We start from the raw sequence: 16202 nt of genomic DNA, 5'->3' as shown, positions 1-16202 counted from the left end.
CTCTATTCGCGATTGGGTCATAGTATCTGGATCGTCCAGGTTCGCCCGTCGCAGGTTGGTCGTTTCACGACACGACACCGGTTAATCTCGCGCCAGCTCCCGGCCATTCAAAACCCAGCCGGACATAATTCGGCTGGGATGGGCAAGCTTTGATCCGCCAATTGGCAGCAAAAGATGCGCCTAAAAACCGGCATGCCGGAATGAAGCTTCGTTTGAACGTTCGGTAACGTCAATGACCTCTATCGCATCTGGAAGAGCTCCTGGTGGAAGTGCGGAGTGACAGGAAAGCCTTGCGCAGCAAAGTCGCGTTTTAACGCTTCGCCAAAACCCATCGGGCCACAAAACCAAATGCTTGCCTCGCGCCATTCGCAAACAGCGGCTCGAATGCGCTCGCCCGTCAGGCGGCCGTCGCGCGCATCGATCCACAAATGCAGTCGGACTTCAGCGGTTTTGGCATCGGCAGCGAGCTTTGCAAGTGCCTCTTCATCGACATCAGCGGTGCTGTGGAACAGATCCGCAGTTTGCCCGTCGGGCCAGTCTGGTGCTGCCTTTTGCAGCGCCATGTGCTTCATACGCGCGACAAAGGGCGTGATGCCGATTCCGCCGCCGATCCAGATTTGATGTTTACACTCGTCATCAAAGGTAAAGCAACCATAGGGCCCTTCGATCTTTACCGCTTGCCCGACTCCAAGCTTTTCGCGCAGGCGGCCGGTATGGTCGCCCAGTTCCTTGGTGATGAAGGAGATTTTGGGATTTTCACGATGCCACGCCGAGGCGATAGTGTAGGGATGAGCGCCCTCGGTGACGTCCGATGTGGCGAAGGCAAACTGACCTGGCTTGTGCCCCGGCCAGCCTTGCGGTACCTCGATCTCGGATTCTAGCGTGCGCACTCCTGGATAATAGTGAAGTGAAACGATCCTGCCATGCACTTGCCGGTTCGCGCCTACACGACGGAGAATGACGATAATCGCTGCCCAGGTGCCATAGCCGAGGAGCACAGCTGTCAGCCAACCAACGGGTGACGCCCAATAACTGAACTTGGTGAGGACCAGGGCGTGGAAGGCCAGAGCCAGATAGGCGACGGCCAGAAGGCGGTGCGTCTTATAGAAGAGTCGATAGGGGAAATAATGGACAAGGGCCAACACGATAAGGAGCACGGTGGCATAAAAGGCCCATTCACCCACAGTCTCTGCAAAACCGCGCACGCTTCCAAGGAACGCCTGGACAGGGCTCTCGATAGGAAGTCTCCTGCCGGCAGCTGGACGCTCGAGCCACCCCCAGGCTGTCGCCCATTTCGGTCCCTGGGCCCAGAGCCAATGCAAGATGGCGACGACAAGGGCCATGATGCCCAGCCACTGGTGCAGCCGATACATCTTGTCGAGACCACCAAACCATGGTTCCGGCCAACGCGGTCGCAACGCCAGAGCCATCGCGAGGCTCATGCAACCGATCGAGATGATGCCTGTAAACTGGATCAACAATGCACGAAGACCAAAGAAGGTCGCTGGCTGAAAGACCGCTGGTTCGGCAGTCAACCACAATAGGGTCAAGAGCGCGAGCATGCCCCAGAATGCATGCTTTAGATTCTGCATAGGCGTCCCTCCAAGATGATCCGTGCTAGCCCAGGAGACTTCTGGCGCCGACGGTTCACATGGATCCCGAGCTCGTGGCGGCTGCGACGGAACAAGTCGGGCGGAAAGGACGCGAGCTGACCTATCCGAGCTGGATATCATCCACCTGCGTCGATGATTGCCCTTGTCACCAGTTGACGGCCCACCACAGGAGTGCGCCGGCCACGCCGACGACCACTACGACATAGAAAAACCGCGACGCCATCCTACCTCCAGAAGTTATGGTGTCGAATTAGACAATCTTAGGTGGGCAACGTCAAGCGCGAGGACAACAATATGTCTGGATGCGCAGATGCACTCTACGCGCTCGCGCAGGACGGCGGCGTGTTACACCTGCCCCTTAGCAGTTCATGGGGGCATGATCGGGTTCAAACTGACACGCCAACAATGGCTAAACCCGCCAATTCAAGCTTGGCCCGAAGACCGAACCTCTAGGAAGCCGAACGATGCCCTTACCTCACGGTAATGCTCATGCCGCTGAGATCGGCGTTGATTTGCAGGCCTACCTGCCTGCCCGAGAGTTCGAGCTGGGCGCCCTTGTCATTGGTCATGACGATCACCTGGGCTCCTTCGCCGAGCGCGCCCCCACCGCCTGCTGCGCCATATACCCCCGTGACATCTTGGGCGCGGCGTATATGGCGCACGGTACCGTGGAAATAGGTCTTGGAAGCACCGAAGGCGAGACCGCCCGAAATGCCGCCGACCGAGACGGGATATCGGCGGCCATGGAAGGTCAGCGTGCCGTCGCCTCCGGCACCTCCGACGAAGAAAGCCGCCTTGTAGATGGCGAAGCGGATCGTGCCGCTGTCTGCATTCGCGGCGTTGGCAAAGCTCACTCCTGCGATGGCAATGACGGCAACCGCAACCGAACGAAATCTGGACGATATTTTCATGTGAGGGACTCCTCATGACCGCCGCTTGCCCTTCGCAGGGGCAGTCAGCGTCGTGTCAAAGTGATAGTTGAACAGTCTCGCACGTCATTAGTTCCAAACACACACTGAATCCCGCCGCAAGACGACGGCCAAGCAACGAGACGGCTTGGCAAGCCCAAAGTGCGGAAAATCGTTGCAGTTATTCGGCATTTTGGAGCAGGTGCCACAGGATTCTAATGAGCGCTGATGCTATCTCCTGAGGGTCCGGGAGTGTCACGTATGGTGGAAGTCGTAGACGAATTGAAAGCCAAGCTGGTCGAGATCCACGGCAAGGTGGAAGCGCATCGGCGCGAGCTCTCGAAGCTCAGAAATCCGCATTCGAACCGGTGATCATGGTTTGCGACCCCCCAGTTTCCAACAGGCTGCGCCGCCTTCGAAGACGCGCCTCCTCTCATCTCGAGAAACGGCAAGCGGGAGCGTGACCGAGCGTCCCAAGGGCAATAATTGCACATCGTCTCGACATCCTACGCCGTTCCGAACGCGCGACGATGGCAGGGGAGATCACCGAGACGTTCGCAAGCGAGCGGCCTTTGAAGTGACCACTTCGCGGATCCTGTTCCTGTTGAAGGCGGCACTCTCGTAAACGTCGCCTTATGACCGTCTTTGTAGTATCATGAAGCCGCACGGTTTCGGTGTTGGGCAGCCGGATGGTGCATGTCGCGTCAATCGCCGGGGCTTCATCCGGTGGATCTCCTGAGGGGAGACAGTGCGATGGCGACTGCAAGGGCAGAGCGGCGGCTGGCCGCTATCCTGGCCGCTGACGTCGTTGGCTATTCCCACCTCGTCGAACATGACGAGGCTGGGACGGTGTCGGCCCTCAAGGTTCTGCGCCGGGAGGTGATCGATCCGCTGTTGGCCGAGCATCAGGGCCGTATTGTCAAGCTGATGGGCGACGGTGCGCTCGTTGAGTTCGGCTCGGTCGTCGATGCCGTCGCGTGCGCGGTTGCCATCCAAAACGGCGTTGCCGAGGACCAGGCTGATATCCCCACGGAGCGACGCATCATCTTCCGAATCGGCATCAATCTCGGTGATGTGATCCACGAGGTTGATGGGGATCTCTACGGCGATGGCGTCAACATCGCGGCCCGCCTCCAGACCTTGGCGGATCCAGGCGGCATTTGCATTTCCGGCACGGCATACGATCACCTCCAGGGTAAGCTTAACTGCGACTACGAGTACCTCGGCGAACGAGCGCTCAAGAACATGGAGCGACCGGTGCGACTATACCGCCCCTTCCTGGAAAGGACGACCGCACGAACCGCATCGCCCAGGCCCGCACTTCCTGACCGACCATCCATTGCTGTGCTGCCGTTCAACGCCATGAGCGCCGACCCGGAGCAGGATTTCTTCAGCGATGGGCTCACCGAGGATATCACCACCGCCCTATCCAAGCTCAAGGGCTTCTTCGTGATCGCCCGCAACACGATGTTCACCTACAAGGGAAAGCCCGTGGATGTGCGCGCCATCGGACGCGAACTCGGGATCCGCTATGTTCTCGAGGGGAGTGTCCGCAAGTCCGGCAACCGGGTGAGAGTGACCGCGCAGCTCATCGATGCGGCCTCCGATGTCCATCTCTGGGCTGAGAGGTACGACGGCGACCTCGGCGACATCTTCGTCATTCAGGACGAAATCACCGCAAGTGTCGTCGGCCGCATCGGGCCGGAACTCCTGGCCGCAGAGCATGCCCGCGAAAGCCCCAAGCCGCACCATAGCCTTGATGTCTGGGAATGTGTCGTGCGTGCGGTGTTCCTATGTTCCCAGTTGTCTGAGGAGAGCAGCCGGAAGATGCTCCCCCTACTCGATCGAGCAATCGCACTGGCTCCCGATTACGCCCAGGCGCTCGCGATGAAAGGTTGGATTACGATGTGGCGCGCGTTCCAGGGCTGGGAGGACATGGGATACGCCCTGGCCTTTGCCAGGGATATCGTCCAACAAGCCATTGCCGCGGACGATAAGGAACCGTGGGCTTACCTTGCACAGGCGATGATAGCCTTTGCGACGCGTGACAATGTCCTGGCGATGGCAGCGATCAGCCAGGCCGTCGCGATTAACCCTAACTCCGCGTTTGCACACGGCCAGTTGGGACTTGCGCATGCCAACGGGGGCCGTGCGGCGGACGCAATTCCTTGCATCGATTACGCCCTCAGACTGAGCCCTCGCGAGGCTTTTCTCGGCGACTTTCAGTTCTATTACGCCATGGCTTATTTCCAAGGCGCGAATTACAAGCTTGGATTGAGTTATGCACGGGAGGCGCATCGCTTGCGGTCCGGCCACGCGGTTCCGCTGATCATCGGCACGGCCTGTGCCGGACTTTTGAACAACCACGAGGCTGCCACAGACTTGCTTGGACGGCTCAGGTCGCTCGTCCCTGACATCTCACTGGACGCGGTCGGAGCAACATCTTCCTTCGTCCGCGCTGAGGATCGGGCGCGCCTGATCGAGGGACTTACCCGTGCCGGCCTGAATTGACGGGTTGGATTGACCTCAAGAACCGATCGCTTACCGGTGAGGAGTTTTCCTGGCAGCATGTCGCGACGACTTGCGGAAATTGTGCTATGTTGAAACTCATCTCGCGGCCGTTGCAGCAAAGTTGCCAACACCAAGGTCGCGTCAGCAATCGCCGGAACGCTCCCGCTATTTGCTCATCGCGGGTAAGGACGTCCACAGGCTGGAAGGCGTGGTCGTCTTCCATCAATGAATTCCACGACGCATGACGCTCTCTGAGATGACATCAGTCCCATCAGAACCTTGTGGCAAGTGCTCCATAATGCCGCAGTTATCTACCCGGCCCAGCTTTAGAATAACTTGAAACCGCACAAACGGCCCTAGCGCGAATACCGAATTGCGTCACGCGAACGCGTTAGTTGTTTGTCGAACTGGGACTTTGGTCGCACTTCCCAAGCTTACGATCCGCTCCAGTTTTTCAATTGTCCAACCGGTAGGACGCTGGAGGGCTCCGAGCGAGAGTTCTCGCAAATCAACCCGTCGGAGCCTTCCGGATCTCCAGACAAGCGCGCGATGATTACAATATCGCGTGATCTTTCAATGTCGTTGATTGCCCCGCTTGTGCCCATGCGGGGCCCTTTTTTCGAAACCAAGCGGAACAAAAGCGAATATGGATCGTTCGGGGACCGCTTTGGAGATCGAAACCCCCAAAGCCAACTTTCGACTCAACCCCTGTAACCGCGACTGCGGGGGTGCTTTTTTCGACATGCTCGTGCCCGGGTGAGCATCAGGTGTCACGTGAATCGGAGTACGGAAACTCAGATTGCACTGTTAACGTTGCTTTTAAAGCGACGAAAAGAAGTCTTCCTGCTTTGCGACTTAGGGAAGCCTTTGCTAGCCCAGGGGTTTACCGAAGCAGAGATCATGGATGTGCTGATCAAGCTGGCCCATGAGAAAGTGGTCGAGCTTCTCCCCGGCAATCAGTTGCGTGTGCTTAGGCGCAGCGGCTAGATACTTGCGCTATTATGCAGGAGACACCATCAATTGCCCATGAGCTAGGGAAATCACGATTAGATAATTTAGGCAGCCAAACTATACCGACGATCAATTACCCGAGTGTAGTAGAGGCCTGATTTCCAGTGTCGCAACGCTCGACTGCCGCTCTTCGGCTCGCCGCGAGCGGGCGCTTAGGCAGTGTCGGCTGACTGGGACAGGGGAAGGGCCATCAGCCGCCTGTGCTCGGCTTCCGGAATGCCATAGGCCTCGCCGGCGTATTCGACCAGGCGCGGACGATCGCGAATCTCCAAACGGCCGCGCATCGATACGACGAACCGCTCGCCCTCCAGCACGTGAAGCGCTTCGGTCACTGAGGGACGCCGGACGCCAAGCATCACGGCAAGGTAGTCGTGCGTGAGATCGAAGGATTTCCTGCAAGCACGGTCGTCCACCATCAGGAGCCATCGGGCAAGGCGCCGGCGGACGTCGAAGGCGCCGTTGACGAGAGCGGTGTGACTGACCTGGACGCCGAGCGATCTGGCGAACCGACATGCAAGAAGATAGAGATCCGGTGCAAGGGCCAGAGCGTCACGGAAGTCTCCGACAGCGATGGCGAGCGTGTGGCCGTCAATCTGGTTCACGAGCTCATGCGGCGTCCGTTCGTCCCCGATGGCGACGCCGGCTCCCGTCATCCCCTCGTTGCCGATAAGCCCCGTCTCAATCCTCGTTCCACCGGCCCCAACCGCGATGAGCGAAACGACGCAGTCAATTGGAAAGTACACCTGGCTGACGGTCTGGTTCGCGACCTCAATGACTGCGCCTCGGGGCAGATGAAGCTGTCTCAGGAAAGGAAGCAAACCGGCGAGCTGATTACGAGGCAAGGCCTTCAATATCGTGTTCGCCGAAGTGTCCTCGATTGACACGTTGCGTGAGTGGGAGCTGTGTGACAACGCTGCCGCTAGCGCATCGTTCTCCAGCGGCTTTCGAAGAACGATCTTATCGGCGTGCCGCGCCGGAACGACGTCGGGATCGTAGGCAGTGGCAAAGACGAATGGCAGGCCGAGCCGCTCGAGTTCGTCGGCGACGGGAAAGACCATTTCACCACCAAGATTGATGTCAAGCACCGCGCCGTCGAGACCGGACGTCGCGCCGATCTTCGCAAAGGCGTCCTCGACATTGGGACAAGGGCCAACCACGTCGACACCAACCGCCAACAGGCGGGATGCCAGTTCAGTGGCCGCATAATAGTCGTCCTCGACCAGAAGAATCCGCTTTCCGAAAATCGTTTGCTGCAAGGTCATCTCGGGGACTCATACGTTCGCTGATCCGCCAAGCAACATCGCGGAAGCGAGCCCGCCGCAGCTGGTCGTCAACGAAGTTCAAGACGGAATTCAGTTTATCGGATGCTTCCATTCCGATCAGTCAAGGTAATCTTTCCCTCAAATGAAGTGAACAGTTCTTTTTTCAGGCTTGTCAACGCCGCCCTTAGCGGTCGAAACATATGAAGAATATAAGCTGCAGACCACAGCGAGTCCTCAATTGCGAGATGTCGTTGGCTCCATAATCGCGGATATCTGTGCACCTTCGGATAACCGCGACGGCGGCAAATTTGACCGGCCGCAGACACTATCGAAATCACTTGTCAGGCTTCTACGAGAACGCTCCGGTGCGCCCGAGTTTGCCGATTTGCCTCCAGTCGCGTCTATTATGACCGGAATTCACGGCATGCGGGCGCATTCGTGTCCATCGCCGCGCCCGTCTTCTTGTGCTCACGGCAAAAGCCTGGAACCGAATGGCCGTCCGGTTGTTAGATGGCTCACCGGCTCTCAATCAGGGCCGCGCGAGACGAAGAAAATCGCGAAGCATGGCCACGTCATGACCTTGAGCATTAAGAGCGCTCACATGTCGGGCCATATCTCCAAATCCACACGAGCCTCTTCGATCGCAAAGGCACGGGGTTCCTGCGCTGCGGTGGGGTCACTTCAATGAGAGCGACGACAACTCGCAATATTGCCGCTCACCGAGTTGATGAAGGTTGGAGGAAAAAATGATGAACCCGAAGAGCACGTTGAGCATTGCTGGTCATCCAATCCACCCGATGTTGATCCCGTTCCCGGTCGCGTTTTTCGTTTCGACGCTGGTCAGCGACATCGCCTACAGCATAACCACAAACCCGTTCTGGTCCGCCGCGTCGAACTGGATGCTGGGGGTTGGCCTTGTCATGGCAGCGCTGGCCGCGCTCGCCGGATTGACAGACTTTCTTGGCGACGACCGTATTCGCAGCCTGCGAGATGCGTGGCTTCATATGACTGGCAACATTATCCTCGTCCTAATCGAGGCGTTCAATCTGTGGCGTCGAACGATTGACGGACCTGATTTCATCGTGCCGACTGGATTGGTTTTGTCTTTCATTGCCGCTGCAGTTCTTGTGTTTAATGGCTGGAAGGGCTGGAAATTGGTCTATCAGCATCGGGTCGGCATCAAAGAAGAGCCTGGCAATACTCCAAGGTGATGCCGTCCGCAAACCGTGCCATTCGAGTAATTCGTCGCGGAGTAATTTGTAGCGAGGGTCGTTTAGTATTGGAGACGTAGCCAATTGCAGCAGCCGTCGTTCAGAGTAGGTCGCCCCGTGACAATGACAATCAAACAGGACGTGACGCCTCCGAGCACGGATGATCTCTCCCCGAATTTTGCCTCCCAAGACATATGTTCAACCAGCATCTAAGGCGATCTTCAGCTGGTTCTATGTGTCTCGTCTCCCCAACGGGTAATCGCCCAAAAACCTAAGACGCCGTGATTGCGGCGGCGCGAGGCCGCGTGCGACGAGAGCAGGTGACGGGGGTCACGAAGCCAGGAAGCGACTGAGATAATCGAAGCTGCGCCTTGCAAATTCCGAGGGATTCTTCGGATTATCGTGCTCCACGACGAGTGTTTTCGCCCCGCAACGGATCGCTTCTCGCCAGAGGCTCGGCCAAATCAAAACTCCTGCGCCGACGTCTGCCCATCCGCCTTGATCGGCATTTGCTCCTTCTGGAGCTCTGTCCTTGATGTGAGCGGAATCAAGAAGGCGTTGATAACGTCGCAGCCATTCTGACGGGCTGGCCCCCGCGCTATGGATCCAACCGATATCCGCTTGCCACCGCAGCCGACTTTCCCGTGCAGCTTCGAAGAGAACGTCGATCCCACAGCGTGCACCAGCCATTGCGACGAAGCCCGCGGATGTGTTGTGGTATCCAAATGCGATGCACTGATCTCCCAGTCGCTCGGCAACCGCGGCAAGATCGACGCCCAATTTCCTCCAGGCGATCTCGCCCCGTCCGTTGAACGTGGGCCAGGGGTGGGGTGAGAAGACGGTTTCGACGCCGCACTCTTTGCATGCATCGATAAGTCCTTTGGACTTCACCTGAAGGGAATCGAGACCGACGTGGGCAGTTGGCGCTTTGAGCCCGTAACGGCGCAAGCCGCTTGCTAGCTCGGCGGCATCTTGCAGGTGGCTCTCGAGCGGCTCCACGAATTGAAACCTGCGGATGCGGCAGCGCGGAGTTGCAGATCGAGCGTACCGAGCTCCCTCATCGAGTACAGCTGCAAGGATAGCTTTGGGTGCATCATATCGGCCTCGTGGTTTATATCTTTTATCGAAAGCCGATGGCGTATGCGAGAAGTCAAATGGATAAATTATGCGGCTACTGGCAAGTAACCACCGAGCGGATCGACCTCTCTCGATAGCCATTTGCGTGCTCGTCTGTTCGTGTTTTCGACGGTGCCTTTTTGCCACGGAGATTGCGGACCGCAGAACCAGGCACCGATGCTCGCTTGCAGATAGGGCCACCACCGCACGCGGCGTAGAGTACATCGTGAAATCGATCGGAGTAGAGGTCGCGCTATTTTGGCGGCTGGCTGGTCGCCTGGTTGATCAAACTTGAGTATTGAGGGGCGGATGACAGCCGCATTCAGCCTAAAAGACCTCGGCGCGGCGGCATTGCCCCGTATGGATGGCGTTAGTCATGTCGATCGAAGTTCGTCGCGCGATGGTCGAAAGGGCATTTGGCCGAGCCCGAAAAGTGGGGCTTCCCATCGGAAGATCCAAAGAGTTTGAGGGCAGGGTCGGTGAGGGGACAAGAGGCGAGATCAATATCATCACGCTTCACCGAGAGCGGGCTCGTCGTCAGCGGCGAAAAGGTGCGCTATTCCGCTCGTTATGGGTCACTGTTGCGGAATTACGCATTCTAGTCTATCTTAAGGCAGGACGAAATTCCGTACACCCACCTATAGATGAGCGATATTCCGCATGAGTACCACGATCTTCAACACTCTCGGCGAGCAACTGTTGGCCGCCCGTAAGCGACGCGGTCTCAGCCAGCCTGCACTTGCGACCAGGCTCGGCCGGGACCGGGCGCGAATATCGGAACTCGAAAGGGACCTTGCAACCGATCGACGGGGTAGGGATCGACTGACGCTGTTTGCCGAAATCTGCGATGCCCTCGACCTTGTGCCGGTCCTGCTGCCGAAGTCCCGGATGGGGGAAGTGAGGCAGTTGATTGGCGATGCTAGAGAACACCAGAATAAAGGTACGGCGGCCAGCGCATTTGACGAACTTTTCGTCGATCTCGATGAAGACGACAATGGGGAACAGTAATGGCGAAATCATCGGCGATTCTCGGCGTCCATCTTCTGGATCAGACACTCGGGAAGGTTAGGGTAGGGACCCTAACGCGCGACAGTGATGGCGCCGTCGCGTTTGTCGTTGCGGAAACGTTCCTGCGGGATCCAACCCGGCCAATTTTAAGCCTGGGTTGGTTCGATCCTGACGATGACGAGGGCACACGCAATCGTCTGGCGCGACGTGGCGACAAAATTGGGCTTCACGGCACATTGCCCCCATGGTTTTCAGGGCTGCTTCCGGAGGGCGCCCTCAGGGACCTCGTGTTGAGCGAAATGGGGCCGGGCGATCACGACGAGTTCGACGTCCTGACCCGCCTCGGGGCCGATCTCCCCGGCGCAGTCCTCGTCGTACCGGAAACCGCGATCCCAGCGTCAGCCGGGCCACTCACCATCGAAAAGGTACATGGCGTAGATGTCCCGCTGCCCGACGGCGCGGTTAAATTCTCGCTCGCAGGCGTCCAGCTCAAGTTCACCGCCAACGTCGAGGGCGACAGATTGACGGTTCCTGGTCGCGGTAACACTGGCCGTTGCATCATCAAGGTGGCAAGCGAGCGATACCCAGGGCTGCCGGAAGCTGAACACGCGGCCATGCAGATGGCAAGAATAATCGGCGTGCGAACAGCAAACTGCCGGCTTGTCAACAGCACCGCGATCAGTGGCATCCCTGCGGAACTGTTGGCTCATGGTGAGCGCGTTCTCGTCGTCGATCGCTTCGACCGTGCCGACGATGATCGTCGCATTCACATCGAAGACGCAGCCCAAGTTCTGGGAGCGATAGGCGATCGAAAATATACGATGGCGACGACCGAGACCATCATTAACATGGTGCGCCGCTTCAGCACCGACCATCGTGATGACATATTGGAAGCCGTCCGCAGGGTAGTTGCAGACGTGCTTTTAGGCAATGGCGACAGCCATCTCAAGAACTGGTCTTTCCGTTTCCCGGCACCCGGCGAAATCCGATTGTCACCTGCCTACGATCTCGTCCCGACCGTTCTTTACATGCCGTCCGACACTATGGCGTTGAGGTTCGTCAAAACTCACAGCTTCGAAAGCGTGAACCTTCATCGTTTCGAGCGGGTCGCAAGTTTTCTTCGGCTGGACGGGAAGCTAATCACCCGCGAGGTCGTGTCGACAGTCAGACGTGCGCTGGAGTATTGGCCGACATTGGCACCTGAACTGCTCGGAGAAAAGAACGCAAAGCAGCTACTCGATCGCCTTGGGACGCTGACCCTGGTGGACGAAGTGCACCGTCAACCGTAGTCGTCGGCCGTGTCGGATCGGCTTGAACCATCGAGAACAAGCGTACGCGCTGCGGCGATTTCAGCAACCGAGATTTTGGTGCAAAGGACAGCATTGGATCTCGACATCGCACCCGAAGAGTTCGACGCCCTCGCGCCGAACATCATGGTGACCTCGAGGGGTGAACGGCTTCCATATCTTCAGATCTCGGAAGCTCTGCCGAACGGCTCTGGCTTCTGTCGCCATCTGCTCGGCGACAGCACTATTCCGGTTGCAGGTCTCATCAAGAGCATTCTGGACGAGGTGGAGGAGTGGCCGCGGCGAGCCGTTGCCGATCCGTCCTACGACGCCGGGTTCGACGGCAACTACGATTGCTTCGAGGTGTCGGACTGGGCTGCATCGGCAGTAGACCGATCTCTCGATGAGATCAACGGCCGTTAGCGCCGTCGAATGGCAGAACGCGACCTGGCGAAGAAGAGTCACTGATGGGTCCGGCAGGGCTTGAGCGGAGCGCGAAACCATACGTTGGATAAGGCGGCGTGACTTCGACGAGCTATTCTGCCAATTCTGGCGGATCGACGACAGCTGGTTGTTTCCGGACCAAGCAAAGCGCGCCTTGGAGATATTCAATGATCCGCTTGCCATCGCGATGAGGAAAACAGTCGCCGTTCGGCTCCATCCGCACTAGCCGCATCTAGCCGGGTGAGGGATCATAGCCAAGCCCAACAGCGCCCTTTGGATCGTGCTTTCCATAGTGGCGCTGGTTAGATATGCCACTGGGCGACCGCCACTGGAAGGTCCGAAAGAAGACCCGCGCCATTCCCAAGTGCGAGGCCGAGTTGGCTTGCAGCGAGGGCGGAAAGTACGCCTCAGTCGGGTTCAAAGGTGAGCACATGATTGTCACTCCTCGACGTATCACGCGACGGCGGCCGCATTTCATCGCGATGACGCTGGTGACGTTCGTTCTTGGTTGCGGATTGCCAAAGGCTGCAATCGCAGATCCTGTTACCGATGATGGTCGCGCCTTGATGGCTGCGATAGGGCAGAACGATTTTGTTAGCGCTCGCACTATCTTACGTCGCGGGAATGTCGACGGAAATGGATATGCCGATGGGCGGTTCAAGCGGAGCTTTGTGAAGGAAGCGCTGCTGGCGCAGGCTGATGATCGTTTGATCGACCTGCTGATGGACAACGGCGCTGATCAAGAGGGATGGGACTATTTCGCTGGTCGCTCCTCGAGTGCTTACGCTGTCACCGTCGGCGGAGTAAAAAAACGCGGTGCTGAATCTACAGTTCGGATCATAAGAGCGCTAAGGAGTAAGAACTTCGAACATATCCGTGGGGTGAAAGAGAACATAAGTCTCCTTTCCGTTAACGGGCTTCCATACCCAGATTTTCGTTCCATCGTTGACGAGTTGGTCGCCGATGGGATTGACCTGAAGGGAGAGTTTCGCAACGGGACGCTCAAGATGGTTCGAGTTTTCGATACGGGCTTGGAGGCCACTTGGCCGGATCTTCTTAAAATCATTGATGTCAATGAGGCCGATGCATGGGGAAATACCATTACGAGCGTATACGCCGGGGCCAATTGCACCGTGGAGAGCTGGCAGGAAGACAATCCAATCTGGTTTTGCAACGAGGATCCTGCGAGGTTGCGGAAGATTGAAACCGCCGTCCTTTCGCCAGCGTTTAAGGGAGACACCCTTCTCCAAAAGGCCGTAGGCTGGACCACGTTTGACCATCTGGGATTCACATCTGGTCAAATTGGGAGGAGTTGCTTCAGCATCCCACGCGACGTCAGTCCTGTTCAGGATGAAATTCGGGACTTCCTGAAAGCCACCTTCACTGGAGAATTATCGCAGTGGACACCTGTGAAAGACCCGTCCTGTTCGGTGCGCGGTTCGACTGTCATTTGCAAATGCTTGAGGCCGTAAGGCGGGCTTGCGAAGGATACTCACCGCGACACAACGCCGCCATCAAACTAAGCCGCGCTACGAACCCCGCGCAGTTCTTGCTTAGCATAGCGTTCTGAATGGCCTGCACCTTACCCTTGGCGACGGTTACTTGACCTTCCTTGTCGCCCATCGAAGGTGCTCCGAAATCGCGGCGCCAATCAGGAAAACACCGACAGCATCGCCCGTTGCTGCGAAAGGCAGTGGTCAGCCATCGATTGATTGGGGCTTGCTTTCGGCGCGCCACCGCGAGCCCGCGCTGCGCAATTCTTTTCGTCGCCCTTCTCCTCCTCACCTGTCGGGTCGTGACGGAAGCGTCGGGCTGACACACCGCCTCGAAGTCATCTTCCCCCTGGAAAGCTCTGCTTCTGTCTCAGATCATCAATTGACTGGCTCTGAGACAGTCCGCCTTCCGCACGACGGTCGCCTTCCGACACGTCGCGCTGATGACCGGTCGGCACAATGTCGTCGACAACGTCGTCAGGCAGATCCCTGGTCAGGTCGTAAGAGCGTACGCGCGGGGACGGAGATCCGAGATTTCGCGTATAGCGACCAACTCCGGTTGCGGCCCCTGCGGCCACATTCGCCTGGAAGACCTCGTCGCGAGACGCGATAGTCGTCTGGTCAGGGGAACCCCAGCCTTCCGCCCTCCAGAGGTCAGCACGCTCGTCCATGTCGATTGCTCCTTCCTCATCCAGGATGCCGTGCGCGGTATCGTAGGTGGCATCGTCAACGGAAGCGGAGACAAGCAAGCCGCCGCGGCGAAGACCTTCCGCGTAGACATTCCGGTCATCGTCCGGGAAGAGCCAATCTTCGAGGCCGGCCCAGAAGGTTGCGTGTTCAGGGGCAGGTGCTCCATCGGTATCTGCCTCGTACCCCGGCATCAGGCGGACGTCGGCGACGCCTGCGGCCCTCAGCTTGTCGATCGCCGCTTCAGCTTTGCTTCGGCTGTCATAGAAAGCGGTAAGCGTGCTTTTTGCGCGATTTCCCGAGAATACCGGAGCGCGGTCGTTATCAGAGCTGTTCATTGAATTCTCCTCCACGTTCGTATTGCTTTGCGAACGATCGGATGAGACGAAGGTTCCGGGGCTTGGCCAAGGCTCGTGGCGAAGCATTCGGACGGAAACTCAGGTTTCGGGAAGCGACACTTGCGGTCGCGATGGTCGCCTCCCGGCTCCGAGCGATCCGCCGCGGGATGGTTCGGGCGCTCCCCATGGGTCGAGCGCCGCTGGTATCGCTTGTCTCTACGAGTCTTGACATCGGCTTTGCGCCGGAATGAACGCTCGATCTTCCCAATCGCGCCTTTGAACTGAAGAAGGTGAGGGGGATCGACTTCAGGATCGCGCTTGGCATTGCCTGGAACAAGGGAAGACCCGACCGCTTGCCGCAATGACATTGTCGATATCGCGAGATCGCTGGCACCGCAGCGCGGCGAGCGGGCCGAGTGTGTCGACCGCCCTAACATCAACTCGTAAGCTCGCACCACGGGGCAACGTTGTTGCCTGGGCTTCGTCGATGGTGATTCCGCGCCACTACGCGACTGTGGCGAACCGTCGGCACAGCGGACCTCCAGCTGACCAATGATCGTGATGATTTGCGGTAGACGGCTAAGCCGATCGACTTCACACATAAGACCTCGGGATTAAAACGCTCAAGAGCCTCAATCTTGACCCTCTTGGAGATATCCGTCCCTGCCGCGGCCGCAATCGCCTTAGGTTGCGAGGTGGATGACGCGAGCTTTAGGAGAGGTTCATCCTCACATAAAACCACCGATGTGAACATTGGCATGGAAAGCTCGCGGCAAGCGACATTTTCGAAGCGTACAATGGCTTACACGCTTCCTCGAAGTTTGACGTGCGGTTCGATCAACAGATGCTGTGCTTCCTGGCCCGTCGATGCGCGCCATCAGGACTTCGGACGCCGTTAACCCAAGCTGCTGCGCATTTTGGTCCACGCTCGTTAGTCCCACGAGCGGAATAGCGGCCATCGGCGAGTTGTCGTAACCGATGATGGCGAGATCCTCCGGAACCCGGATCCCGCTGGTTCTGGCAGCGTTGATCAATGGCACGGCGTCGAGATCCGACCAGACGAAGACCGCTTTCGGGCGATCGGCCGCCGTGAGAAACTGTCTAATCGCAGCTTCGCGGTTTTCGGCAACGGGCGGCAATCGGATAATTCCGCTCTCCAGCCCAGCCTGTTTCATGGCCTCCAGGTATGTGAGTTCATGCTGAACCGCGACTTGCGGGCTTGGTCAAGCTAACCTGCATACCGCATCTGGGCGAGCAGTTTCTTGCGGAAGACCTCTGCGGGCGTTCGATAGCCAAGACATTTGCGTGGCGTAT

12 protein-coding genes and 1 pseudogene are annotated in these 16202 nt (G+C 58.0%); 7 read left to right on the top strand and 6 right to left on the bottom strand.

All coding sequences use genetic code 11. The features are described 5' to 3' along the window. Positions 1–239: 239 nt before the first annotated feature. A complete protein-coding gene (locus tag ATY80_RS00070) occupies positions 240–1592 on the bottom strand; it encodes a ferric reductase-like transmembrane domain-containing protein (protein ID WP_088690489.1) in 1353 nt (450 codons plus the stop codon). Between the two features lie 491 nt (positions 1593–2083). Continuing rightward, the gene (locus tag ATY80_RS00065) at positions 2084–2524 is read right to left on the bottom strand and encodes a hypothetical protein (RefSeq protein WP_088690488.1); all 441 of its coding nucleotides are present in this window, start codon (positions 2522–2524) and stop codon (positions 2084–2086) included. 750 nt (positions 2525–3274) lie between these two features. Between ATY80_RS00065 and ATY80_RS00060 the strand changes: the two genes are divergently transcribed. Beyond that, complete coding sequence (locus tag ATY80_RS00060) at positions 3275–5032, top strand: adenylate/guanylate cyclase domain-containing protein (RefSeq protein ID WP_088690487.1); 1758 nt, start codon at positions 3275–3277, stop codon at positions 5030–5032. Between the two features lie 1163 nt (positions 5033–6195). On the opposite strand, the gene ATY80_RS00055 is transcribed toward ATY80_RS00060, so the two are convergent. Next, positions 6196–7305 carry a helix-turn-helix domain-containing protein gene (locus tag ATY80_RS00055; RefSeq protein ID WP_245306717.1) on the bottom strand — a complete coding sequence of 370 codons (1110 nt, stop codon included), beginning with the start codon at positions 7303–7305 and terminating at the stop codon, positions 6196–6198. A gap of 749 nt (positions 7306–8054) precedes the next feature. On the opposite strand from ATY80_RS00055, the gene ATY80_RS00050 reads away from it, so the two are divergent. Continuing rightward, positions 8055–8516 carry a DUF2231 domain-containing protein gene (locus ATY80_RS00050; protein ID WP_088690486.1) on the top strand — a complete coding sequence of 154 codons (462 nt, stop codon included), beginning with the start codon at positions 8055–8057 and terminating at the stop codon, positions 8514–8516. Positions 8517–8846: 330 nt separating this feature from the next. Here ATY80_RS00050 and ATY80_RS00045 read toward each other — a convergent pair whose 3' ends face one another. After that, positions 8847–9734, bottom strand: a complete 888-nt coding sequence (locus tag ATY80_RS00045) for a sugar phosphate isomerase/epimerase (RefSeq protein ID WP_245306771.1) — start codon at positions 9732–9734, stop codon at positions 8847–8849. A gap of 558 nt (positions 9735–10292) precedes the next feature. Between ATY80_RS00045 and ATY80_RS00040 the strand changes: the two genes are divergently transcribed. The 4 genes from ATY80_RS00040 (at position 10293) to ATY80_RS00025 (ending at position 13842) form a co-directional block, all read left to right on the top strand. After that, positions 10293–10640 (top strand): helix-turn-helix transcriptional regulator, encoded by a 348-nt coding sequence (locus tag ATY80_RS00040; protein ID WP_088690485.1) that lies wholly within the window; start codon positions 10293–10295, stop codon positions 10638–10640. After that, entirely contained in the window at positions 10640–11929 is a 1290-nt protein-coding gene (locus tag ATY80_RS00035) for a type II toxin-antitoxin system HipA family toxin (RefSeq protein ID WP_088690484.1), read from the top strand. Before ATY80_RS00040 ends, ATY80_RS00035 begins: the two co-directional genes overlap by 1 nt. A 78-nt stretch (positions 11930–12007) precedes the next feature. Continuing rightward, positions 12008–12349: a hypothetical protein gene (locus ATY80_RS00030; protein WP_189637053.1), complete on the top strand. Its 342-nt coding sequence runs from the start codon at positions 12008–12010 to the stop codon at positions 12347–12349. A 329-nt stretch (positions 12350–12678) separates the two neighbouring features. Continuing rightward, positions 12679–13842: a hypothetical protein gene (locus ATY80_RS00025; protein WP_245306716.1), complete on the top strand. Its 1164-nt coding sequence runs from the start codon at positions 12679–12681 to the stop codon at positions 13840–13842. Positions 13843–14201: 359 nt separating this feature from the next. Here ATY80_RS00025 and ATY80_RS00015 read toward each other — a convergent pair whose 3' ends face one another. Continuing rightward, entirely contained in the window at positions 14202–14888 is a 687-nt protein-coding gene (locus ATY80_RS00015) for a hypothetical protein (RefSeq protein WP_088690483.1), read from the bottom strand. A gap of 200 nt (positions 14889–15088) precedes the next feature. Between ATY80_RS00015 and ATY80_RS29260 the strand changes: the two are divergent. After that, positions 15089–15335 (top strand): annotated as a pseudogene (locus ATY80_RS29260) (hypothetical protein); the annotation flags it as partial. Between the two features lie 281 nt (positions 15336–15616). On the opposite strand, the gene ATY80_RS00005 reads toward ATY80_RS29260, so the two are convergent. Beyond that, the gene (locus ATY80_RS00005; RefSeq protein ID WP_245306715.1) at positions 15617–16063 is read right to left on the bottom strand and encodes a substrate-binding domain-containing protein; all 447 of its coding nucleotides are present in this window, start codon (positions 16061–16063) and stop codon (positions 15617–15619) included. Positions 16064–16202 lie beyond the last annotated feature (139 nt).

Origin of the sequence: Rhizobium sp. R711 (assembly GCF_002211365.1) — a bacterium.
Classification (GTDB): Bacteria; Pseudomonadota; Alphaproteobacteria; order Rhizobiales; family Rhizobiaceae; genus Rhizobium.
The sequence above is the reverse complement of the archived record's forward strand: the minus strand, read 5'-3'. Positions and strand labels throughout refer to the sequence as shown.

Excerpts from the sequence above, each read along its gene's own strand:
- ATY80_RS00070 (WP_088690489.1), bottom strand. The coding sequence starts at position 1,592 with ATGCAGAATCTAAAGCATGCATTCTGGGGCATGCTCGCGCTCTTGACC.
- ATY80_RS00065 (WP_088690488.1), bottom strand. The coding sequence starts at position 2,524 with ATGAAAATATCGTCCAGATTTCGTTCGGTTGCGGTTGCCGTCATTGCC.
- ATY80_RS00060 (WP_088690487.1), top strand. The coding sequence starts at position 3,275 with ATGGCGACTGCAAGGGCAGAGCGGCGGCTGGCCGCTATCCTGGCCGCT.
- ATY80_RS00055 (WP_245306717.1), bottom strand. The coding sequence starts at position 7,305 with ATGACCTTGCAGCAAACGATTTTCGGAAAGCGGATTCTTCTGGTCGAG.
- ATY80_RS00050 (WP_088690486.1), top strand. The coding sequence starts at position 8,055 with ATGAACCCGAAGAGCACGTTGAGCATTGCTGGTCATCCAATCCACCCG.
- ATY80_RS00045 (WP_245306771.1), bottom strand. The coding sequence starts at position 9,734 with ATGGCTATCGAGAGAGGTCGATCCGCTCGGTGGTTACTTGCCAGTAGC.
- ATY80_RS00040 (WP_088690485.1), top strand. The coding sequence starts at position 10,293 with ATGAGTACCACGATCTTCAACACTCTCGGCGAGCAACTGTTGGCCGCC.
- ATY80_RS00035 (WP_088690484.1), top strand. The coding sequence starts at position 10,640 with ATGGCGAAATCATCGGCGATTCTCGGCGTCCATCTTCTGGATCAGACA.
- ATY80_RS00025 (WP_245306716.1), top strand. The coding sequence starts at position 12,679 with ATGCCACTGGGCGACCGCCACTGGAAGGTCCGAAAGAAGACCCGCGCC.
- ATY80_RS00015 (WP_088690483.1), bottom strand. The coding sequence starts at position 14,888 with ATGAACAGCTCTGATAACGACCGCGCTCCGGTATTCTCGGGAAATCGC.
- ATY80_RS00005 (WP_245306715.1), bottom strand. The coding sequence starts at position 16,063 with ATGAAACAGGCTGGGCTGGAGAGCGGAATTATCCGATTGCCGCCCGTT.